A 17588-nucleotide genomic window follows, 5' to 3' on the forward strand; every position below is an offset into this window, starting at 1 on the left:
CAATATAAAAACAAACTATTTTATAATCTCTTTTATTGTTGCTAAAGTTGCCAAAGATGCCATGATAGGGAAATATCCTCATAATTGCTGATCATAAATTGACAAATAATAAAAAATATGACATGGCAGCGCATACATTAACCATACAAAACTATCATTATTTAATTTCTCATCGAGTAAGTTTTTCTACCTGGTCTGTTTTAAAGAGGGTAAAAATAAATAATTTTTATGTAGAGGTAGTTATGAATCAGGAAAAATGCTTTGCAGAAGTGATTGAAAGCTCTCTAACAAGTTGGCTTGGGCAAAGTTGGACCTGGGATACATTTCCTGAATTTGGTTCATTTGTTGCTATCGAAGGGAAAAAACGAACTGTTTTTGGTATTGTGCATCATGTGCAAACAGGTTCAATGGACCCAGTTCGGTATCCATTTCCTTATAAAAAGACTGAAGAAGAGTTATTGCAAGAACAGCCTCAAATTTTTGAATTTTTAAAAACAACATTTGCATGTATTGCAATTGGTTATCAAGAAAAGAAATTAATATCATACCTTATTGCTCCAGAGCCACCTAAAATTCATTCATTTATTCTTTGTCCTAGTAATGAGATAAGCAAAATTTTTTTTTCCAGTACCAATTATCTTCATCTTCTTTTTACTCATTCAGCACAAATCTTTAACATGGATGAATTAATGCTCGCCTTATTAAGGCAGCATATGGAGCTTAATATTCTTACAAAAAACAAAATGAATTCATTTATGCAGACTTATTCATTGTTGACAGGTAATGATTATCGACGCATTAAACTTTTTTTGCAGCGAGTTGAACATATGCTGGGTGATAGTCAAAGTCTTTTGTGATATAATTAATTAAAAAGCTTAACTGTCGCCAAAGTAATGATCTTTTGTTATAATTATAGAAAATTAATTTCTATTGTTGGTTATGGCATGTAAGGGTTTTATGTTTAGTTTTATCAAAAATAAATTACACAAGATATTTAGCACGGTTACCTCTAAATTGGGTTCATTTTTTAATCGCACGATTATTGATGAAGCCGCGCTTAAAGAATTAGAAATTCTACTCATATCCAGCGATGTAGGTGTTGCAACAACACGATCAATTATTACTCTAATAAAGGAACAAGTTGGTACTGGCGCTATAGATGGTACACGGCTAAAATCATGTTTACATGCTATTCTTTTAAATATTCTACTTAAAAATGAAGGTTCTAGCATTAATTCACAAAGAATATTTCTTTTTGTTGGTATCAATGGCAGCGGAAAAACGACAAGTATTGGTAAATTAGCATACATGTATGCGCAGCAAGGTAAAAAAGTTCTTTTGGTAGCGGCAGATACATTTCGTGCGGCAGCATACGAACAGCTTAATGAATGGGCATTAAAATCTAACGTTGATATTGTATGCGGTAAGGAAGGTCAAGACCCTGCATCATTAGTGTTTCAAGGATGTGAAAAGTTTAAAGCTGAGCATTATGATATTTTAATTATTGATACTGCAGGCAGATTACAAACAAAAATTAATTTAATGCATGAACTTGCAAAAATAAAGAAATCTGTTCAAAAACAACTTCCTGATCAGCGTGTTGTTACATTATTGACTATTGATGCCATGCTCGGTCAAAACTCTTTTGAGCAGGCAAAGCTTTTTAAAGAAAGCACTGATGTTACTGGTATTGTTTTAACCAAAATGGATGGTACGGGAAAAGGTGGGATCGTTTTTGCTATTGCACAAGAACTGGCTATTCCTGTTATTTTTTTAACTTTTGGTGAAAAATCTGATCATATAAAATTATTTAATGCTAAAGAATATGTAACGGAGCTTTTGGGATAAATTATATGAAAATAATAAAAAAAATTATCTGTTTTTTGTCGTTGTATGTTGGAGTTTATAATGCTGCATCAATCAGTCAGGATGACATTAATCAGCTATTATGCCAAGGCGAAGCTTTTATAATATATGAGACAAGTGAATATTTACATGAACGCTTACCTACAGATTTAACTCTACAAATGCATAAAGGTGCTATTAATGGTATGAGATATGCTGTTCATTACAATAAATTTTCTGACTTAAAGACAAGACTTTTGTATCAACCTTTTTATATTGTTGTAGATAAGGTGGCTTCCGATTGTGTTGAAACGATTGTTGATTTGGAACCAATTAAAAACCTTACAAATAATACAAGTGAAGAATTTAAAAATTTTTGCAAAGAGAATGCAACGATTATGATTTCTGCTCTTGTAATAGAAGGACTGGATAAATATAAAGCAACTATTGATAAAAGCCATTTATATCAGATTGATCGTTCTTTTTCTGATTCTGCTCTTGAGCATATCCTTAATGAAAGTATCAATTATTTTATACTTAAACCATATGTCATTAAGCGATTAGGTGATAACTATATACTAACCTCCTTTCTAGAAGCTATAAATACAATATATGTTATACCTTGTATTAAAAGTGTTATAAGTTCCCCTTTTAAGTAGTAAAACTATATATTTTCATCAACGGTAGTTTTCTTTAATTAAGTGAGAATATCATACTGATCGGATTGTGGTCACTTGTTGTATCGCTAATTGTTTTATCAAATATTTTATAACATTGTATAGCAAATGCATCCTTTGGTTTAATCATGATATGATCACATTCAAAGCCTTTGCCGCCCTTAATATGAGTTACTGTGCTGCCTTCTACGGTATGTGCTACTGTTCTTGCATGAATAAAATCAGCATCGGAAAATATTTTTTCTACTTCGAACGTAACTGTTGTATTAAAATCGCCCGTTATTATTGTTGGCGTATTACCACAACGTTTTTTAGTATCATTAAGAATAAGCTTAATTTGCATAAGTCGTTTTTCTTGGTCTTTATGGTCAAGGTGAGTATTATAAACATAAAATTCTTTTCCTGTTGTTATTTCTTTACAATGCGCCCATGTACAAATACGTGGTAATAATGCCGACGTCCATTGGTCACCATTGATGCCAAAAGTGTCATGAGCAAGGATATTTATTTTTGTTGGATTATAAAAAATAGGACAATACTCATCTTGTGCAAAATTCATAACAAAGCGATGCCATAAAGATAATCCTTTTATCCCTGAGCTTCGCGGTTTGCCCACATATTTATAATTGGAAAGAGCTGTTTGTATAGAATCAAGTTGTTGATTATCTTTAATAATTTCTTGTAAGCAATATATATCAGCGTTGATTTTTTGAATAAGATTGCAAACTCCAGGTTGTCGTTTTGGCCAATTATTTTTTTTACCATGCGTTATATTATAGCTTGCCATAGTCAATTCGCCCTTAATAGTTGTTGTGATAGCGCCCATTGGCAGCAACATGAGAATAGATATGCTTATTGATATATTGTTTTTCATAAAAATCCCTTAATATAGCTATATATTTACTAAATATATTATTATAATACAAAAAAAATTATTTAAAGTAAAGGGTATAATTCATTTTGTAATTATTTATGAGTTGATAGAATTATGATTATCTCTATAAAATTATGGGAACAATAGTGTACTGTTTGATTGTTTTATGATGATACTTCACGCTTATTATACAAATATGATACACTGTTTTTTATGAATACTAATTACGACGTCATGTATTATATTAATGATATTCGGCATAAAATTGCTTCAGTCTATGATGATGATACACTTTGCCAACAATATGCATGGTGGATATTGCAGGCAATTTGTGAAAAAACAAAAACAGAGCTAGTTATGCAGGCAAGCTTGATGATAAGTTTGGAACAAAAGAAAAAGATTAATCAATGGATACAGCAGCTTGTAGAAGATAAAATACCCATACAATATTTGCTAGGTTCTGTTCCTTTTGCTGATTGTGATATTTTAGTTGAACCTCCGATACTCATTCCGCGCCCAGAGACAGAAGAGTGGTCTCTTTATCTTATTGAGCAGCTGAGGTTGCTTAATAATAAAAAAATAAAAATTTTAGATTTAGCAACAGGATCAGGCTGTATTGCTATTGCTTTTGCGCATCATTTACCGCAATCATTAGTAGTTGCTACAGATGTGTCGAATGTGGCACTCATGTTGACAGAAAAAAATATTGAACATAACGTTATACGCAATATAATCTGCATACAATCTGATCTTTTTACATCAATTCCGCGTGGAATGTTATTTGATATGATTATTTCTAATCCTCCTTATATTGCATCATCTGAATTGAGCGATCTCGATGATACAGTCAGATTATGGGAGGATCACAACGCATTGATTGCTGCGGATAATGGTCTTGCAATTATTAAAGAAATTATTGTACGTGCGCCTTATTTTATTCAAACTAATGATGAAATGTGTAGTAAAAATATTCCACAAATTGTTATTGAAATTGGCTACACACAAGGAGTCGTCGTTAAAAAATTAATGCTGGCTGCAGGGTATAACGATATTTTTATTCATAAAGATTTAGAAGGAAAAGACCGTTTTATTACCGGGAGAGTAGATTATGTGGCCAATTCCTACCCTTAATAACACCTTTGTAACAGTTTTTTTTTCGTCTGATACACTTATTTGTAGTTGGATAGAAAGAATAGATAATAATCCTTTATTAACATTACGTGCGTATAAGCGATATCCATTGAGTAATTTAGAACTGGAGCGCTTAACTATTTTTAACCCTACTATCATACAAAAATATATTAGTTTGTTCTTGCATGAATATGATCTAATAAATGCATTCATATTATTTTCTTTACAGGGAAGTGGTGTCACTGAAAAATTTGTTGCAATGTCAACATCGACCCCTCATCATTCCGATTTTGGTAGTATGAATTCACGTAATTTTTTATGGGAATATCGCTATTTATATCCAAATGATAAAGGTCAATTTATTTTTTATGTTTATAAGGTATTACGGTCGCTTGTACTACAATATCAGCTGCTTGCTATTGCAGCAGGGTGTAATCTTGTTACAATGACTACCAAAACTATAGGATTAATTGATGCATATAAATATATTTTTGGAACAGCATTTAGACGTAGTCAGTTTGCTATTGATATGATCAAGTGTAATAACAATATTGAAACTCTTTTTTCTATTGATATGCTTAATCGTATGTTAATTTTTACAACAAAAGGTGCTTTGCAAGATCAGATATATCATGCAGCATCCATTGGTTTATTATCCGCTGAAAGAGCAGTTTAATGAAAAAAATTAATTTTATTACATCATTATCACCACAAAAACAGTATGAAATTCGTCGTTGGTTTTATGTAACATTATTTTTATTTTTATGTAGTATAATTCTTAGTTTATATTTTTTGATATCTCCATTAGTAACGTACATATCATTGAAAAACGAGATAAATACTTTACGCGACCAGACAAAAAATTATTCTGATATTATTAAAAAAAAAGACACGCTAAAAACTGAATATGAATTGATTCGCTCACAATTACATAAAATTAATCGTTACGATAGTGGGGTAAAAAACCCTTATTTGTATTTTACTGCAATTGAAAATATGTGTAATAATGAGATAAAATTAGAATCGATTATGTTAAATAAAAAAGATTGTACTATTACTATCGTATGTTCAACATCAGGGAATGCAGCGATGTATATACAACGATTATCAGATCTAGGAAGTCTATTTACAAAAATTAAACTTGTTTCTTTGCATTATGATCCTCAACTAAAACAATTTAGATCCGTCATCAAGAGCATGATTACCGTATAATTTTTATTTATTACCGTATTTATAAAGAATTAAAAACAATCCTAATCCAACAACAAGAAAAGAAATTGATCCTCTTACTAATGATAAGTAGTAGCGTTTATTTTCTTTTCCTATGAATTCCTGAAGAATGTTTTGATGGACTTCGTCCGTAGGTTTAACATTTTTTGGTTTAATTAGAATGTTATTTTGAGTTGTATTATCTAGTAAATTTTTTTTAGTATAAATCGGTGGCAAGTTAATCTTTGTCAAATATTCATTAAAAAGTGCTTGAAATGATAGTTCTACTGTCGTTTCAATGAACTCTTCGTTTGGCATAGTATTCGTTAAATTTTTATTACATTTTTCTAGTGATATCTGATCAATGCTTGTATATTTGTTATTATATAAATGTAGAAAGAATAACGAAGAGCTAAGATCAACATTATTTTCGTTTGTGTGATCATCAATAAGGTAGATTGGAATATTTTTGTAACATTTAAGGTTGGTAATATTATTAAAAGAATAATAGTATTCAGAAAAGGTACTATTTTGCAGAACTAGTGCTACTATATTGCTGTAAGAATTATTAGCAAGAAAATGTAAAGTAGCTGCTACTCCGTCTTCAACAGCGTAAAAAACAAATCGAGCATGAGGATCGTTCTCAGTAATCGATTTTATCGTTGTTTTTAATTCTTCTTGGCGCATAGATTCACCAAGACAATCAGTAGTCTTCATTGGTTGTTGTATCGTATGAACATCATATTGGTTGCCTGAAAAGATATCTGTAGCGTTTATTAAGTTGTGGCCTTCTATTACAATAACATTGATTTTTTGATCATCCATTGCACTAACTCCATGGATATTCAATAATATAAGTGCAATCATGTATAAATGGTTTATTTTCTTCACGTGATAACCTTTTAAAAAATAGATTAAATTATCGCATTATTATGTAACATAATAACATAATGTAGGTATAAGTCATTAAATTTATCTGATCAAATTAAAAATTAATTGTGCAATTTGTAATAAATAAAAGCTGAACGGAGTGTAATTAAAAAGTTAGTTAAAAGCATATTCGTACTGTAGTGTTTTTGTCTTTAAAAATATATTGAAGGATGATGTAAAAAATAAGAAAATTTTACATTAAAATAGAGATTGCTTCCGGTTTGCCTAATGATGATAACTCACCAGTACGTTCATTAATGATTTTTTCTTGCAATAAAGAATCATAAGAAAATGTTTTTTTAACTGTATCAACGGCACGATTAAATGCAAGCCAAATGGGAAATGACGTATGAATAGGAAATACGTTTTTTCCTATGGGGAGATTATCGTCACGGCCGATCCACAATGCAGTTGTTATTTCTGGTGTTGAGCCAATAAACCAACATGTACGAGAATCATTTGTTGTGCCGGTTTTGCTGATCATCTCAGATTTAATCCAATTTTGCGCTCCGTATACGGTTTTTACTCGCTCAGGGCCTAAGCGTAATACTGAGCTCACTTGTCCAACTATATGGCTTTCAATGACACGTTCACTATCAACCATAGTTTTATAAATACGTGTACCCCATCTATCTTTAACCCATAATAATGGATGCGGTTCGACATATATACCATTATTGGCAAAAATATTAAACATACCTGCAGCTTCAATTAGTGTTGTATCAACACAGCCAAGGGCCAAGGAAGGATACGCATGAAAGTTACTTTTCATGCGACATTTTTTTGCCAGATTAATGACTAGATGGGGTCCAATTTTTAATAATGTTTTTATACTCACAATATTGCTTGAATGTGATAGTGCATATGCTAAAGTAACTTTTCCATTAAATTTGTTATTATGATTTTTCGGTGCCCAGAGCGTGTTATGTTGGATTAACTCAAGAGGTTCATCAATTTCAGTATCGGCAAATGTTAACCCTTTTTTTATTGCCTCAGTATAAATTAATGGTTTAAATATAGATCCTATTTGTCGAGGTGCTTGATCGACTCTATTAAATTTTGATGTGATAAAATCAAATCCACCAACTAATGCTTTTATTTCTCCCGTTTTGCAATCAAGTGTAATAAAACCACCATCAATTTCATTTCCAAATTTTTCACGCAATGCTATCATTTCTGTACGAAAAGTATTTTGTGCAGTAATTTGCATTTGCTTATTAATTGTTGTTTGAATATGTAGCCCTCCGGTATAAAGCATTCTTTTACCAATAATACGCTCTAATGAGATACGTAACATTTCTTTAATATGTGGCGCAAAATAATCACAATTTTTATCTTTTATTACTACACTACATGTCAATGCATTTTCATATTCTTCTGAAGTAATAAAATGTAAATTTTTCATTTTTCTTAAAATAACATCACGTTGTTTTTGGGCTGAGAGTGGATAAACTAAAGGACAATATCGTGTAGGTGAACGAATAATTCCTGCAAGTGTTGCTGCTTGATCGATTGAAATGTCATGCGCATTTTTAGACCAAAATCTTTGACTAGCAGCTTCTATACCATAAATACCACAACCAAAACAGACATGATTGAGGTACGTATGTAAAATTTGTTCTTTAGTTAACTGTTGTTCAACAATTATTGCATATAATTGTTCTTTTATTTTCCGCGTAAATGTTTTTCGTGAATCAAAAAATAGTAACTTAACTAATTGTTGTGTAATAGTGCTTGCACCCTGAACCTTACGTCCATAATACATATTAACTATAACAGATCGAATAATACCTTTTAATGAAATGCCTGCATGTGTAAAAAAATCCCAATCTTCTGCTGCAATAAATGCATTAATAACATGTTCGGGTAAACATACCCCATCGATAGGATCACGTCGATCTAACTGAAATCGTCCCCATTCATTACCTTCATCATCTAGTAGTAATGATGGGCATGCTGAATCGTGTCGTGTTAAAATAGAAAAATCAATAGTGTAATTATGAATTATAAAAAAGATAGCGCCACCTATAAAAGCACTCATTATTATAATAAAGACAAAAAAGAGATATATTGTTCGAAAAATTGTCATAACATATGTGCACAATGCAATAAAAATTAAAAATGCATTATTAATCGTGAAATAAAATTTGTACCTTGTGTTCTGTTTCTCGCACCAGCTTCAAGATACAAATAGCTAAAAAAAACAGTATCTTTTGATAAAAAATATGCTACACCAGGTCCTACGCCAAATACACGCTCTCTACTATTAGAAACAGATATACCATCTACATGGTCATTGTGTATTTGTTGGAGAGCATAACCAACAGCTGCCAGATAAAAATTAGAAAACAGTTCATGTGCTATACTGTAATTGCAATAAATTACATCACCGGCTTGTGTATTTATTTTTTCATTATGGGCATTCCAAATATAATGTAATGCCCATGATATATTCCATGTCGATGAAATATAGAGCGTGGCAGCCCAATTAGCACCACAATAAAAAAATGAATCGCTAGGATTTATTTGTTTTTCAGGCAACTTATTTTTACCCATAGGGATTGAAAAATCAACTTCAAGTCGATGAATAAAGAATTGGCGACCTCGTAGTTGAATAGCGTTCCATTGTGAGTAAGCACTTAAATAAAGATTACCAAAGCCAGGTCCACTACTTTGTATATCTAATGCATTTTTTTCAATTTTTGAATAAAGTGTTAGCGGCAATGCTAGAACAAATCCTGGCATACCACCCAAAGGTAATTGATAATCAAATTGATAAATAAATTCAGTAACCGTAGCAAAACCTCTAAAATGAGGAGAGGAAAGATTATTTAGGGCCTTTCCCCGTGCATCTAAAAAACGCTGTGTAGTGTAATATTGTATCCATTGTTGCCAATAACCACCCGGGTATGGCCGAGTAGGACCACCGTCAAGAATATTAGTATACCCAAGACCAAGACTTGGTAAGCGATATCCGTTGATAAATGTAGTGAGAAATAAAAAAATAAAACAGAAATATATAAGCTTCATGGGTATTGTAGTATGGTGTAAAATTTTACTTTAACGTATTAATGACTACCTACATAAAGTTTTTTTATTTTTTTATCATACATTCTTTGATTCTTTTTTTGCTGTATAGAATATTTTACTTTACGCATAGAATTTTTCTTTAAAACGACATAAAACAGGAGCCCAGTTAGCGCAATCATTGTTTGGCCAGGACATTCTTTAAGACATGCAGCAACCATAGCAAATGGTAACAAATTAGTTAATTTATCAATCAGCGGAACATTGTCAATTTTTTCAATGGATTCACCAAAATCAATCAAACGACTACGCATATTGTTATATATATTCATAGCGTTTACATTATCACTTACACAACAAAAAATTATGAAAATAATACATGATATATACTTCATTTTCTTAATCCTTTAACCTATAGTAGTTAACTTGTCCGCTAGATTTTTTGTCTGCTATAATATTTTTTTGTAATTTTTGAGTATCATTACTGTAAACATTAATATGAGCAGAAGTAGCTGAACTCCCGCTTGCTATATCGCTGCATTGTACAGCAGCAGTACCGCATTTTGATGCAATTATATTTGTATAATTACTTTTAAGTTTTTCTCCTTTATAGTCTCCAGAGCCATTAACAGTAATCGTTTGTTTTTGAATAATGACTAATGGTTGAGGAAAGAATTGAATGCTAGCGCTATTGTTAACATCAGCCGTTAAATTAGTGATCTTTTCAAAAGCGTTATCATTCATTGTTATCGTTGCACTATTAGATGCATGCATTATCAATGCGTTACACGTAATATTACAAGCTTTTTCAATTGTTAACTGTGCACTATTGTTTACTTTCCAATCTAAAGATTCTGCTTGAAAATCTTTTTGCAATTGATGCTTTTTTAGAGTTGCCTTAACGCTATTAATCAATTGCATAGAATGTATATCGTCTGGTTGTAAATAAAGATCACATTGTACGTTTGGCATAGTATTGCCAGTATATCCTCCATATGTAATAGATATAGTTTGATTTGTGTCTAGATCATATTTGAGAAAATGCTTAAAGTTATCATCTACCTGCAGTTTTATTTTGCGCTCATCGCCAATAGTAATAGTAAAATCAACAAGACCAGAGCAATAAATATTGTTAATTAAAGAGTTGATGGCTTTTTCTGTGATTGAATTTGTTCTTGCAATTAGAATCGTATTATTATTATTAATATTGTTATTATTATTAATAATATTGTTATTGTTATTATTATTGCTGTTAATATTCTTATCGCCTTCTTCTGTGTATCGTTTGATTACGTACATGATAGAAAACGCTATAAAAGCCAATCCGACCACCACTTGGATACCTTGATATAAATCTCTGCGCTGCATTGATTTTATTTCATTGCACGGCATTAAAAAAAGAATAGTCAAAAAAAATGAAAAATATTTTTTTATGATCATGTATTTCGCCTTTAAAATTTTATTACTATAATAACAATCATATTATAACAAGAAAAATGAATATCTCTAATGCTATATTTTATATGAATATCACAAAATATAATTTTTTTTTTACCTTGATTGTAATTGTTTTACTCTTTATTGATGTAGGGCAATTTTTTTTAGTTGGGACAGCTGCAGTGCCATTCCTCTTATGTATTTATTGTTTACTTCTTTTTTATACAAAGCGATACATATTATTTGCAGTTTTAATACTAGCGCAATGCCTAGAGTCGTTTTGTTGTTTTAACTTTTTTTTCTTTCCTTGGATATACATTATTCCTGTATCGCTATTTGCTTTTATTGTAAAAAAAAATTTATATCCTTCGTTATTTTATATTGTTATTACAGCATTAATTGGAATTATTATTAAAATATATATAATTGAAGCCTATTTTTTGCATGTCTTTATAACAAATTATCATGCAATGATAAAAATTTGTTTTACATTATTCACGGTGACATGTTTTTATTTGATAATAAATATTTGGAATAAGCATGACTATTATCTATAAGTTAAATAGTTAAGAAAAGAAAATTGATTTTTTTCTTTAGTTTGTTTACCATAATTGCATAAAGATAGCGTATTAATTATTTATTAAAAATGGATTTATTATGCAAAAATTGAGTAATTTTTTTTTAATTGTCATATTATTTTTTTCATTAACATCTGTTGCTTCGCAAAAATCAGTAATACCTTTGTATTATGGCGCGAAAAATGTTTCAGGGTCTGTACTTTTTACATATTTTAGCGAGAAAGAGAACGTAAATTGCTATAGATTTGAGGGGAAAAATCAAAATATGGAAGATGCAATTAATAATAGTATAGATTTTATTTTTCATATAAACGCTTCTAATTCTGGTATTGATATTGCTAATATATTTTTAAATACAGAAAAAGATAAAAAAAATAAACTAAATTTACCAATAAATTGTAATTCTATTGCGAAGGATTGTTTTAAATTCCTTCAAACTACCGTGAATAGTAACAAGGAGTATCCAAAGAATAGTCTTGGTTTTTCTAATCAAGTTGTGTTTGACGAGGCTAAAAAAGTTATACCAAAGATATTGGTTTTATCTTCTAAGTCTTTTTCGGAAGAATTATATGATTGGAAAAAAAAATATATATGCTTAGTAGAAAAAAAAGATGTGACTAAAATTACTGTAGAATTTGAGAATGAATTGAAGTTTTTATCTTCATTAGAACAATTTGATTTTGAATTAATGGTAAAAATTTTCCAGGATTTGCATGATGACAAAAAAGATGTAGCTTATTCTATAGTTGTGCAAGATGGTGATTATGCAGGAGCAGTTGCTATTTCTAATAAAAAGGGAGAAGTGAAAGTTACATTTTCAGGTATTTCAGAAAATATTCAAAATATTTTAATTAATATGATTACGGATGAAAAGAATTGTTCTGATTTTATTGTACGCTTTCTTGCTATGAATTATAATTTTACAGATATTAACAATCGATTGCCAAAAACAATGTTGGGTAGTGATATATTATCTTTTTATACTTTCATGGCTACTAATTTTTTATCTGAAATAAAACGAGTGGATAAATTGGAAGATAAGTTGGGTAAAAACAAACAAGAGCATAAAGATCTTCTACTTGAGAATCAAAAATTGAAAGATAGAGCAGCTGATTGTGAACAATTGTATGATAAAAAAAAGCTTGAGGTCATAAATGTTGCAAGTGGTGCGTTTAAAGTAAGCCTTGCAGCTCAACTTAATAAAGGATTAGAGGCGGAAATCACTGGGTTGAAAAAAGAATTGAGAGAACTAAAAGAAAAAAATAGCAGGACTAATGATGGTTCTCAAGGTAATAATGATAATCAAAGTCTATTGAGTATCTTTGAGCAACTTGGAAAAGGATATCCAATATTTGTTTCTTCGGTTGGAGGGATAACATTTTTAGGGGTGTTGGTTTGTATGTATGCAATTTTAGAAACGATCAAATTATTTGTCTAAATCTTTTATATCATCATGCAATTGTAAGTAGATATTTCGCCAAAAAATAACGGTGCTTCCTGGCATTGGAGGTTGCAAAAGAGCTTGTTGTAACTTTGAAATAATTGATGTTATATGTTGTAGATCATTCTTGTTTTTATTGCCGTTGTGATATAAGGTAAACCAATAATTGAGTATTGCATCAAGTAATTCAATACTTTCTCGTTCATTTATGAGTATTTTTTCAGTAATTTTAGTAAATTCAGTACTACTTATTTTTTTTGTTGTAAAGCTTTCAACAATAGGATGAGATGCATGGAGATTAGCTGATGTTGGTAATGAATAAATAGTGCATCGAGATTGGATTGTTGGTAATATTTGTTCAATACGTTCTGCAAGTAAAATAAAATGATATCCCTGTGGTGGTTCTTCCATCGGTTTTAACAATTTATTTGCGCATGAAGGTGTAAGAAAGTCTGCTTTTTGAATAATAATAAAAAAAAGTTCTTCTGGTTGTAGCTGAAATGAAATTTTTTCAAAAAGACTATCTAATTGATCAATTGTATAATTTTTTTCTGGATAAAGCCACATAATAGAATGATGTTGTTTTTCTACAATTTGCATGCAACTGATACAGATCTGACAACCATTATTAGGACATACTATTTTTTGTAAAAACTGTTCTGTAGCAGCAATTGCATGATCATGATTACCAATCCATAATTGTGCTGGCGGCATATTGTGGCATGTATAGAGTGGAAAAGATGTTTTTTTTTGTATATTCATATAGATATTATATCATTAGCGTACAATTTATAAAATATAAATAATATCTGTTAGTGTAATTTTTTATGTATCCATTGCGTGATGATAGTACTTGTTTGTGATACTATTGTTTTTTCTGGTTGAGTTCCATCAATAATGATAACATCAGTACGGTTTTTATACATGTCTTCAAAACCTGCCGCAACATTTTGCAAAAAAGCTTCACGTTTTTCATAGGCCGAGAGTGGACCACGATTTTTAGCGCGATCAAGGGCGATAGAAACTGGAACACGAACAAAGATGGTGATATGGGGAACAATTGAATGCATTGTCCACTGATTAATCATATGAATCATATTAAAATCAAGTCCATTGCCATATCCTTGATATGCAATTGATGAATCTGCCATACGATCAGAAATAATCAATTTTTTTTGCGTCAGTGCAGGAATAATAATTTCTGCAAAATGCTGTGCGCGATCAGCTGCAAAGAGTAAGTACTCAGCACGGGGGGTGATTGCTATATTTTGGATTTGAATTATTTCGCGAATTTCTTTACCAAGATCACAAGCGCCTGGCTCTTTGGTGAGTAATGTATCATAATTTTGTTCTTGCAGTGTAGTTGATAGATTATAAGCAAGCGTTGATTTTCCGGAACCATCAATTCCTTCAATAGCAATTAAAATACCGTTGGTTAATTGTGGCATGGAATTACCTTTTTAATTAAAATGCGCTACATTAATAGAGGTGATAGAATAAAAATTATACTATAAAACTGTTAAAATGTCTGTAGGTTATATATGAAAAATGTAACAATAGAGCCGGGATGTATTAGTTGTGGATCATGTCAATTTATAGCGCCAGACGTATTTGAAGTGACCGATGTTTCACGTGTCAAAGCTGGAGTAGATATGCAAAAATTTGAACAATCTATTAGAAAAGCAGCAGCAAAATGTCCTGTGCAAGTTATTGCTATAGAAGAAGAGTAAATTATGGCAATTAAACAGTTGAAACGAGAACAAGAGCAACATGTCTATGATGAATTGTATAAGACAATCCTTTATAACGGCAAACTTATGTTTGCTGGAAGGTTATTACAGCGTGCTATGCAATTCCATCCTGATACTATAGCTCTTATTTATCACGACAAGCATATTACCTATAAAAAATTATATGCTTTGGCATCAGCGTTAAGTATAAAAATTGTTAAAAAATATGGTATAAAAGCTCGCGATAGGGGAATTATTTGCTTTGAGAATTCTCCTGAATTTTATATTACTTACTTTGCATTGTGGCAAGCTGGTGTGATTGTTGCACCTGTTAATACATTTTTAAAGGAAAAAGAACTAGCTCATATTATAACTGATGCACAACCAACAATAATTATGACTTCATCTGACCGCATCGACTTATTTAAAAAAACATCTGTTACGTTGCCGCCTATTGTTACTGAATTAGATATTGATGATGTAGATGAATCCTTAGAGGTAAACGATACTGTTGTTGATCTTGACCCTGAAGAATTGGCTGCATTGTTATATACATCCGGTACTACGGGGTTGCCAAAAGGAGTAATGTTAAGTTCCAAAAATATCCTTACTAATGTTTTACAAATTGCTTCTTTGTTAGGTAAACCTGCTGATGAACGAATTTTTGGTGTTCTGCCCTTGTTTCATAGCTTTGCTCAAAATACATGTGTGTGGGCAAGTTTTTTTTATGGAATTACTATTATTTTAGTGCCTAAAATTGAACGACGATTTATTCTTGAAGCATTGCAACATAAGCCAACTATCTTTTTAGGTGTTCCCGCATTATATGGTCTTTTATGTTTGATGAAAACTGCACCATTAGATTCGGTTCGTCTTTTTGTTTCTGGTGGCGATGCATTGCCTGATAAAATTCGTGCAGCATTTGGGTTAATTTATCGTAGAAAACTGGCTAATGGATATGGACTTACTGAAACAACTCCAGTGATTTCGGTCAATCTTGATGATGAAACAGTTCCGGCAAGCAATGTAGGAAAACCTCTTATTGGAATCACGTGTGCAATACGCGATGAAAAGGAAGTTGATCTAAAGCAAGGTGAAATAGGTGTTTTGTGGGTTAAAGGCGATAATATTATGCTTGGTTACTACAATGCATTACAAGCTACCCATAACGTATTAAAAAATGGTTGGCTTAATACCGGTGATCTTGCCTATATAGATAAACATGGAAAAATTGTTATTACCGGACGCGAAAAAGATCTTATTATTCATAAAGGTTTTAATATTTACCCACAAGAAATCGAAAATGTTATATTATTACATCCTAATGTTATAAGAGTCGGTGTTGTTGGTCAAATTGATGAAGATGGTGAAGTTCCCGTAGCATTTGTACAATTGCGCTCTATGCACGATTATAATGAACGTAGTTTACGTACATTATGTATGCAACATTTAGCTGCTTATAAAGTTCCGCGACAATTTTTTTGTGATACTAAAGAACTTGCAACAACAGCAACGGGTAAAATTGATAAAAAAGCTTTGAGAGCTTTATTAGTTCAAGATGTTTAAGATAATATGCGCAAAATGATCATCATATGTATTTTGTTTATGGGATAGTTTTATTTGAATGAGCATTTAGCTCATTAACATACTCAAAAATTGTTTTTTTCTCTTGTGCATAGAGATAATTGCAACTATTTATAATGTGATCGGCCCAATAACCATTAAATATTTTCCCTCCAGCAAGTTTTTTAATGACGCAGTTTTTAATGATTCTTTTAACAGTAATATAATCAACCTGATTTTTGGTTATTATTGTTGGAAGTGTTAATGGTATTCCGCTAAAATTATTAAAAGCATAGAGCGAACTCGTCAAAGGAGATTCTTGTCGTAACGTGCATAACTTTTTTTCATTTGTTGTGCTATATTGATTTTCGGCCATGTAGTTGAATTGATTAAAGGTAACATCAGTGGTATGAGCTCGCTGAGTAAAAATAATAAGACGTTTATTATTGTGTCTCATCCAACCAAGTGTTGGCCATTGTTCATTAATCAAGTCATTTGGCTTAAATAACGGATCATACTGAGCTTCTATCATCACTTCTTTAATTTCTTGCGCAGTTTGAATGGCATGAGCATAATCTTCCAGAATGATGGTAATAACAGCCTGTTCATTTATTTTCATAAACTCAATAATGCGGCGTAATTCATATTTCATCGTTTGGTAGACGAATGTTGCTTTCTGCATAAAGGCTATAATACCTGGTGGAGTATGCGATAGACAAACTTTGGCATTTTTTGGTCCTTGTAATGTTGAAAACCATGGAAAACTCCAATTATATGTATCAAGCATTAATCCACGTACACCATAACTGAGGTTACCAATGATTGTTTGGTCCTGTTGTCGTATTATTTTAAAAAAACGAGGATATACATGTCCATTATGTATGCCAACGTAGCGATAATTTGTGTAATTAATATCATCTGCTGGTTCAATGAAATGGTTTATATTATTGTTTGCTTCTTGAGCATCTTCAGTCCAATAAGGATCATATGCAAGATTGAGCGATAATGGGAGAGGATTAGTAGTGATAGAAAGAGTGATTTTTCCGATAAATAAAATAAAAAAAAGTAGTGTAATTTTGTATGGCATATGGTTATACATAGTTTTTCATTGATTTATGGGTAATATACTTGATTCTTTTCTTTCAC

18 protein-coding genes are annotated in these 17588 nt (G+C 31.1%); 9 read left to right on the plus strand and 9 right to left on the minus strand.

Annotated features, from left to right (window positions below):
* Positions 1–122 precede the first annotated feature (122 nt).
* The 3 genes from VLB80_03425 to VLB80_03435 all read left to right on the plus strand — a co-directional run bounded on the left by VLB80_03425 (position 123) and on the right by VLB80_03435 (position 2504).
* Positions 123–857: a hypothetical protein gene (locus VLB80_03425; protein ID HSC25237.1), complete on the plus strand. Its 735-nt coding sequence runs from the start codon at positions 123–125 to the stop codon at positions 855–857.
* 100 nt (positions 858–957) lie between these two features.
* Entirely contained in the window at positions 958–1848 is an 891-nt protein-coding gene (gene ftsY / locus VLB80_03430) for a signal recognition particle-docking protein FtsY (protein ID HSC25238.1), read from the plus strand.
* Positions 1849–1853: 5 nt separating this feature from the next.
* Positions 1854–2504: a hypothetical protein gene (locus VLB80_03435; GenBank protein HSC25239.1), complete on the plus strand. Its 651-nt coding sequence runs from the start codon at positions 1854–1856 to the stop codon at positions 2502–2504.
* Positions 2505–2538: 34 nt separating this feature from the next.
* On the opposite strand, the gene VLB80_03440 is transcribed toward VLB80_03435, so the two are convergent.
* Entirely contained in the window at positions 2539–3396 is an 858-nt protein-coding gene (locus VLB80_03440) for an endonuclease/exonuclease/phosphatase family protein (GenBank protein ID HSC25240.1), read from the minus strand.
* Positions 3397–3609: 213 nt separating this feature from the next.
* On the opposite strand from VLB80_03440, the gene prmC reads away from it, so the two are divergent.
* From prmC to VLB80_03455, 3 genes are read left to right on the plus strand one after another with little or no spacing between them, the layout of a single operon-like run.
* A complete protein-coding gene (gene prmC, locus VLB80_03445) occupies positions 3610–4527 on the plus strand; it encodes a peptide chain release factor N(5)-glutamine methyltransferase (GenBank protein HSC25241.1) in 918 nt (305 codons plus the stop codon).
* Positions 4505–5203 carry a hypothetical protein gene (locus tag VLB80_03450; GenBank protein ID HSC25242.1) on the plus strand — a complete coding sequence of 233 codons (699 nt, stop codon included), beginning with the start codon at positions 4505–4507 and terminating at the stop codon, positions 5201–5203. Before prmC ends, VLB80_03450 begins: the two co-directional genes overlap by 23 nt.
* Positions 5203–5739 (plus strand): hypothetical protein, encoded by a 537-nt coding sequence (locus VLB80_03455; GenBank protein ID HSC25243.1) that lies wholly within the window; start codon positions 5203–5205, stop codon positions 5737–5739. The genes VLB80_03450 and VLB80_03455 overlap by 1 nt, the downstream gene beginning before the upstream one ends.
* 3 nt (positions 5740–5742) lie before the next feature.
* On the opposite strand, the gene VLB80_03460 is transcribed toward VLB80_03455, so the two are convergent.
* From VLB80_03460 to VLB80_03480, 5 genes are all read right to left on the minus strand, one after another.
* The gene (locus VLB80_03460) at positions 5743–6627 is read right to left on the minus strand and encodes a hypothetical protein (GenBank protein ID HSC25244.1); all 885 of its coding nucleotides are present in this window, start codon (positions 6625–6627) and stop codon (positions 5743–5745) included.
* A 232-nt stretch (positions 6628–6859) separates the two neighbouring features.
* Positions 6860–8707: a transglycosylase domain-containing protein gene (locus tag VLB80_03465; protein HSC25245.1), complete on the minus strand. Its 1848-nt coding sequence runs from the start codon at positions 8705–8707 to the stop codon at positions 6860–6862.
* Between the two features lie 74 nt (positions 8708–8781).
* A complete protein-coding gene (locus tag VLB80_03470; GenBank protein ID HSC25246.1) occupies positions 8782–9696 on the minus strand; it encodes a transporter in 915 nt (304 codons plus the stop codon).
* 38 nt (positions 9697–9734) lie between these two features.
* Positions 9735–10088 carry a hypothetical protein gene (locus VLB80_03475; protein ID HSC25247.1) on the minus strand — a complete coding sequence of 118 codons (354 nt, stop codon included), beginning with the start codon at positions 10086–10088 and terminating at the stop codon, positions 9735–9737.
* A 4-nt stretch (positions 10089–10092) separates the two neighbouring features.
* Positions 10093–11133: a hypothetical protein gene (locus VLB80_03480; GenBank protein ID HSC25248.1), complete on the minus strand. Its 1041-nt coding sequence runs from the start codon at positions 11131–11133 to the stop codon at positions 10093–10095.
* An 840-nt stretch (positions 11134–11973) separates the two neighbouring features.
* Here VLB80_03480 and VLB80_03485 point away from each other — a divergent pair.
* On the plus strand, positions 11974–13146 hold the full coding sequence (locus VLB80_03485) for a hypothetical protein (GenBank protein ID HSC25249.1): 1173 nt from the start codon (positions 11974–11976) through the stop codon (positions 13144–13146).
* Here the strand turns inward: VLB80_03485 and VLB80_03490 are convergent.
* Complete coding sequence (locus VLB80_03490) at positions 13135–13911, minus strand: hypothetical protein (GenBank protein HSC25250.1); 777 nt, start codon at positions 13909–13911, stop codon at positions 13135–13137. The genes VLB80_03485 and VLB80_03490 overlap by 12 nt on opposite strands.
* A 50-nt stretch (positions 13912–13961) precedes the next feature.
* On the minus strand, positions 13962–14597 hold the full coding sequence (gene tmk / locus VLB80_03495; protein HSC25251.1) for a dTMP kinase: 636 nt from the start codon (positions 14595–14597) through the stop codon (positions 13962–13964).
* Between the two features lie 93 nt (positions 14598–14690).
* Here tmk and VLB80_03500 point away from each other — a divergent pair, with 93 nt between their 5' ends.
* Together VLB80_03500 and VLB80_03505 are read left to right on the plus strand one after the other, a co-directional pair.
* A complete protein-coding gene (locus VLB80_03500; GenBank protein ID HSC25252.1) occupies positions 14691–14879 on the plus strand; it encodes a ferredoxin in 189 nt (62 codons plus the stop codon).
* Between the two features lie 3 nt (positions 14880–14882).
* Positions 14883–16445 carry an AMP-binding protein gene (locus tag VLB80_03505; GenBank protein HSC25253.1) on the plus strand — a complete coding sequence of 521 codons (1563 nt, stop codon included), beginning with the start codon at positions 14883–14885 and terminating at the stop codon, positions 16443–16445.
* Positions 16446–16482: 37 nt separating this feature from the next.
* Here the strand turns inward: VLB80_03505 and VLB80_03510 are convergent, their stop codons facing one another.
* Positions 16483–17529 (minus strand): hypothetical protein, encoded by a 1047-nt coding sequence (locus VLB80_03510; protein HSC25254.1) that lies wholly within the window; start codon positions 17527–17529, stop codon positions 16483–16485.
* Positions 17530–17588: the final 59 nt, after the last annotated feature.

The sequence above is a fragment of the Candidatus Babeliales bacterium genome (assembly GCA_035455925.1).
In the GTDB taxonomy this organism is placed as follows: Bacteria; Babelota; Babeliae; order Babelales; family Vermiphilaceae; genus SOIL31.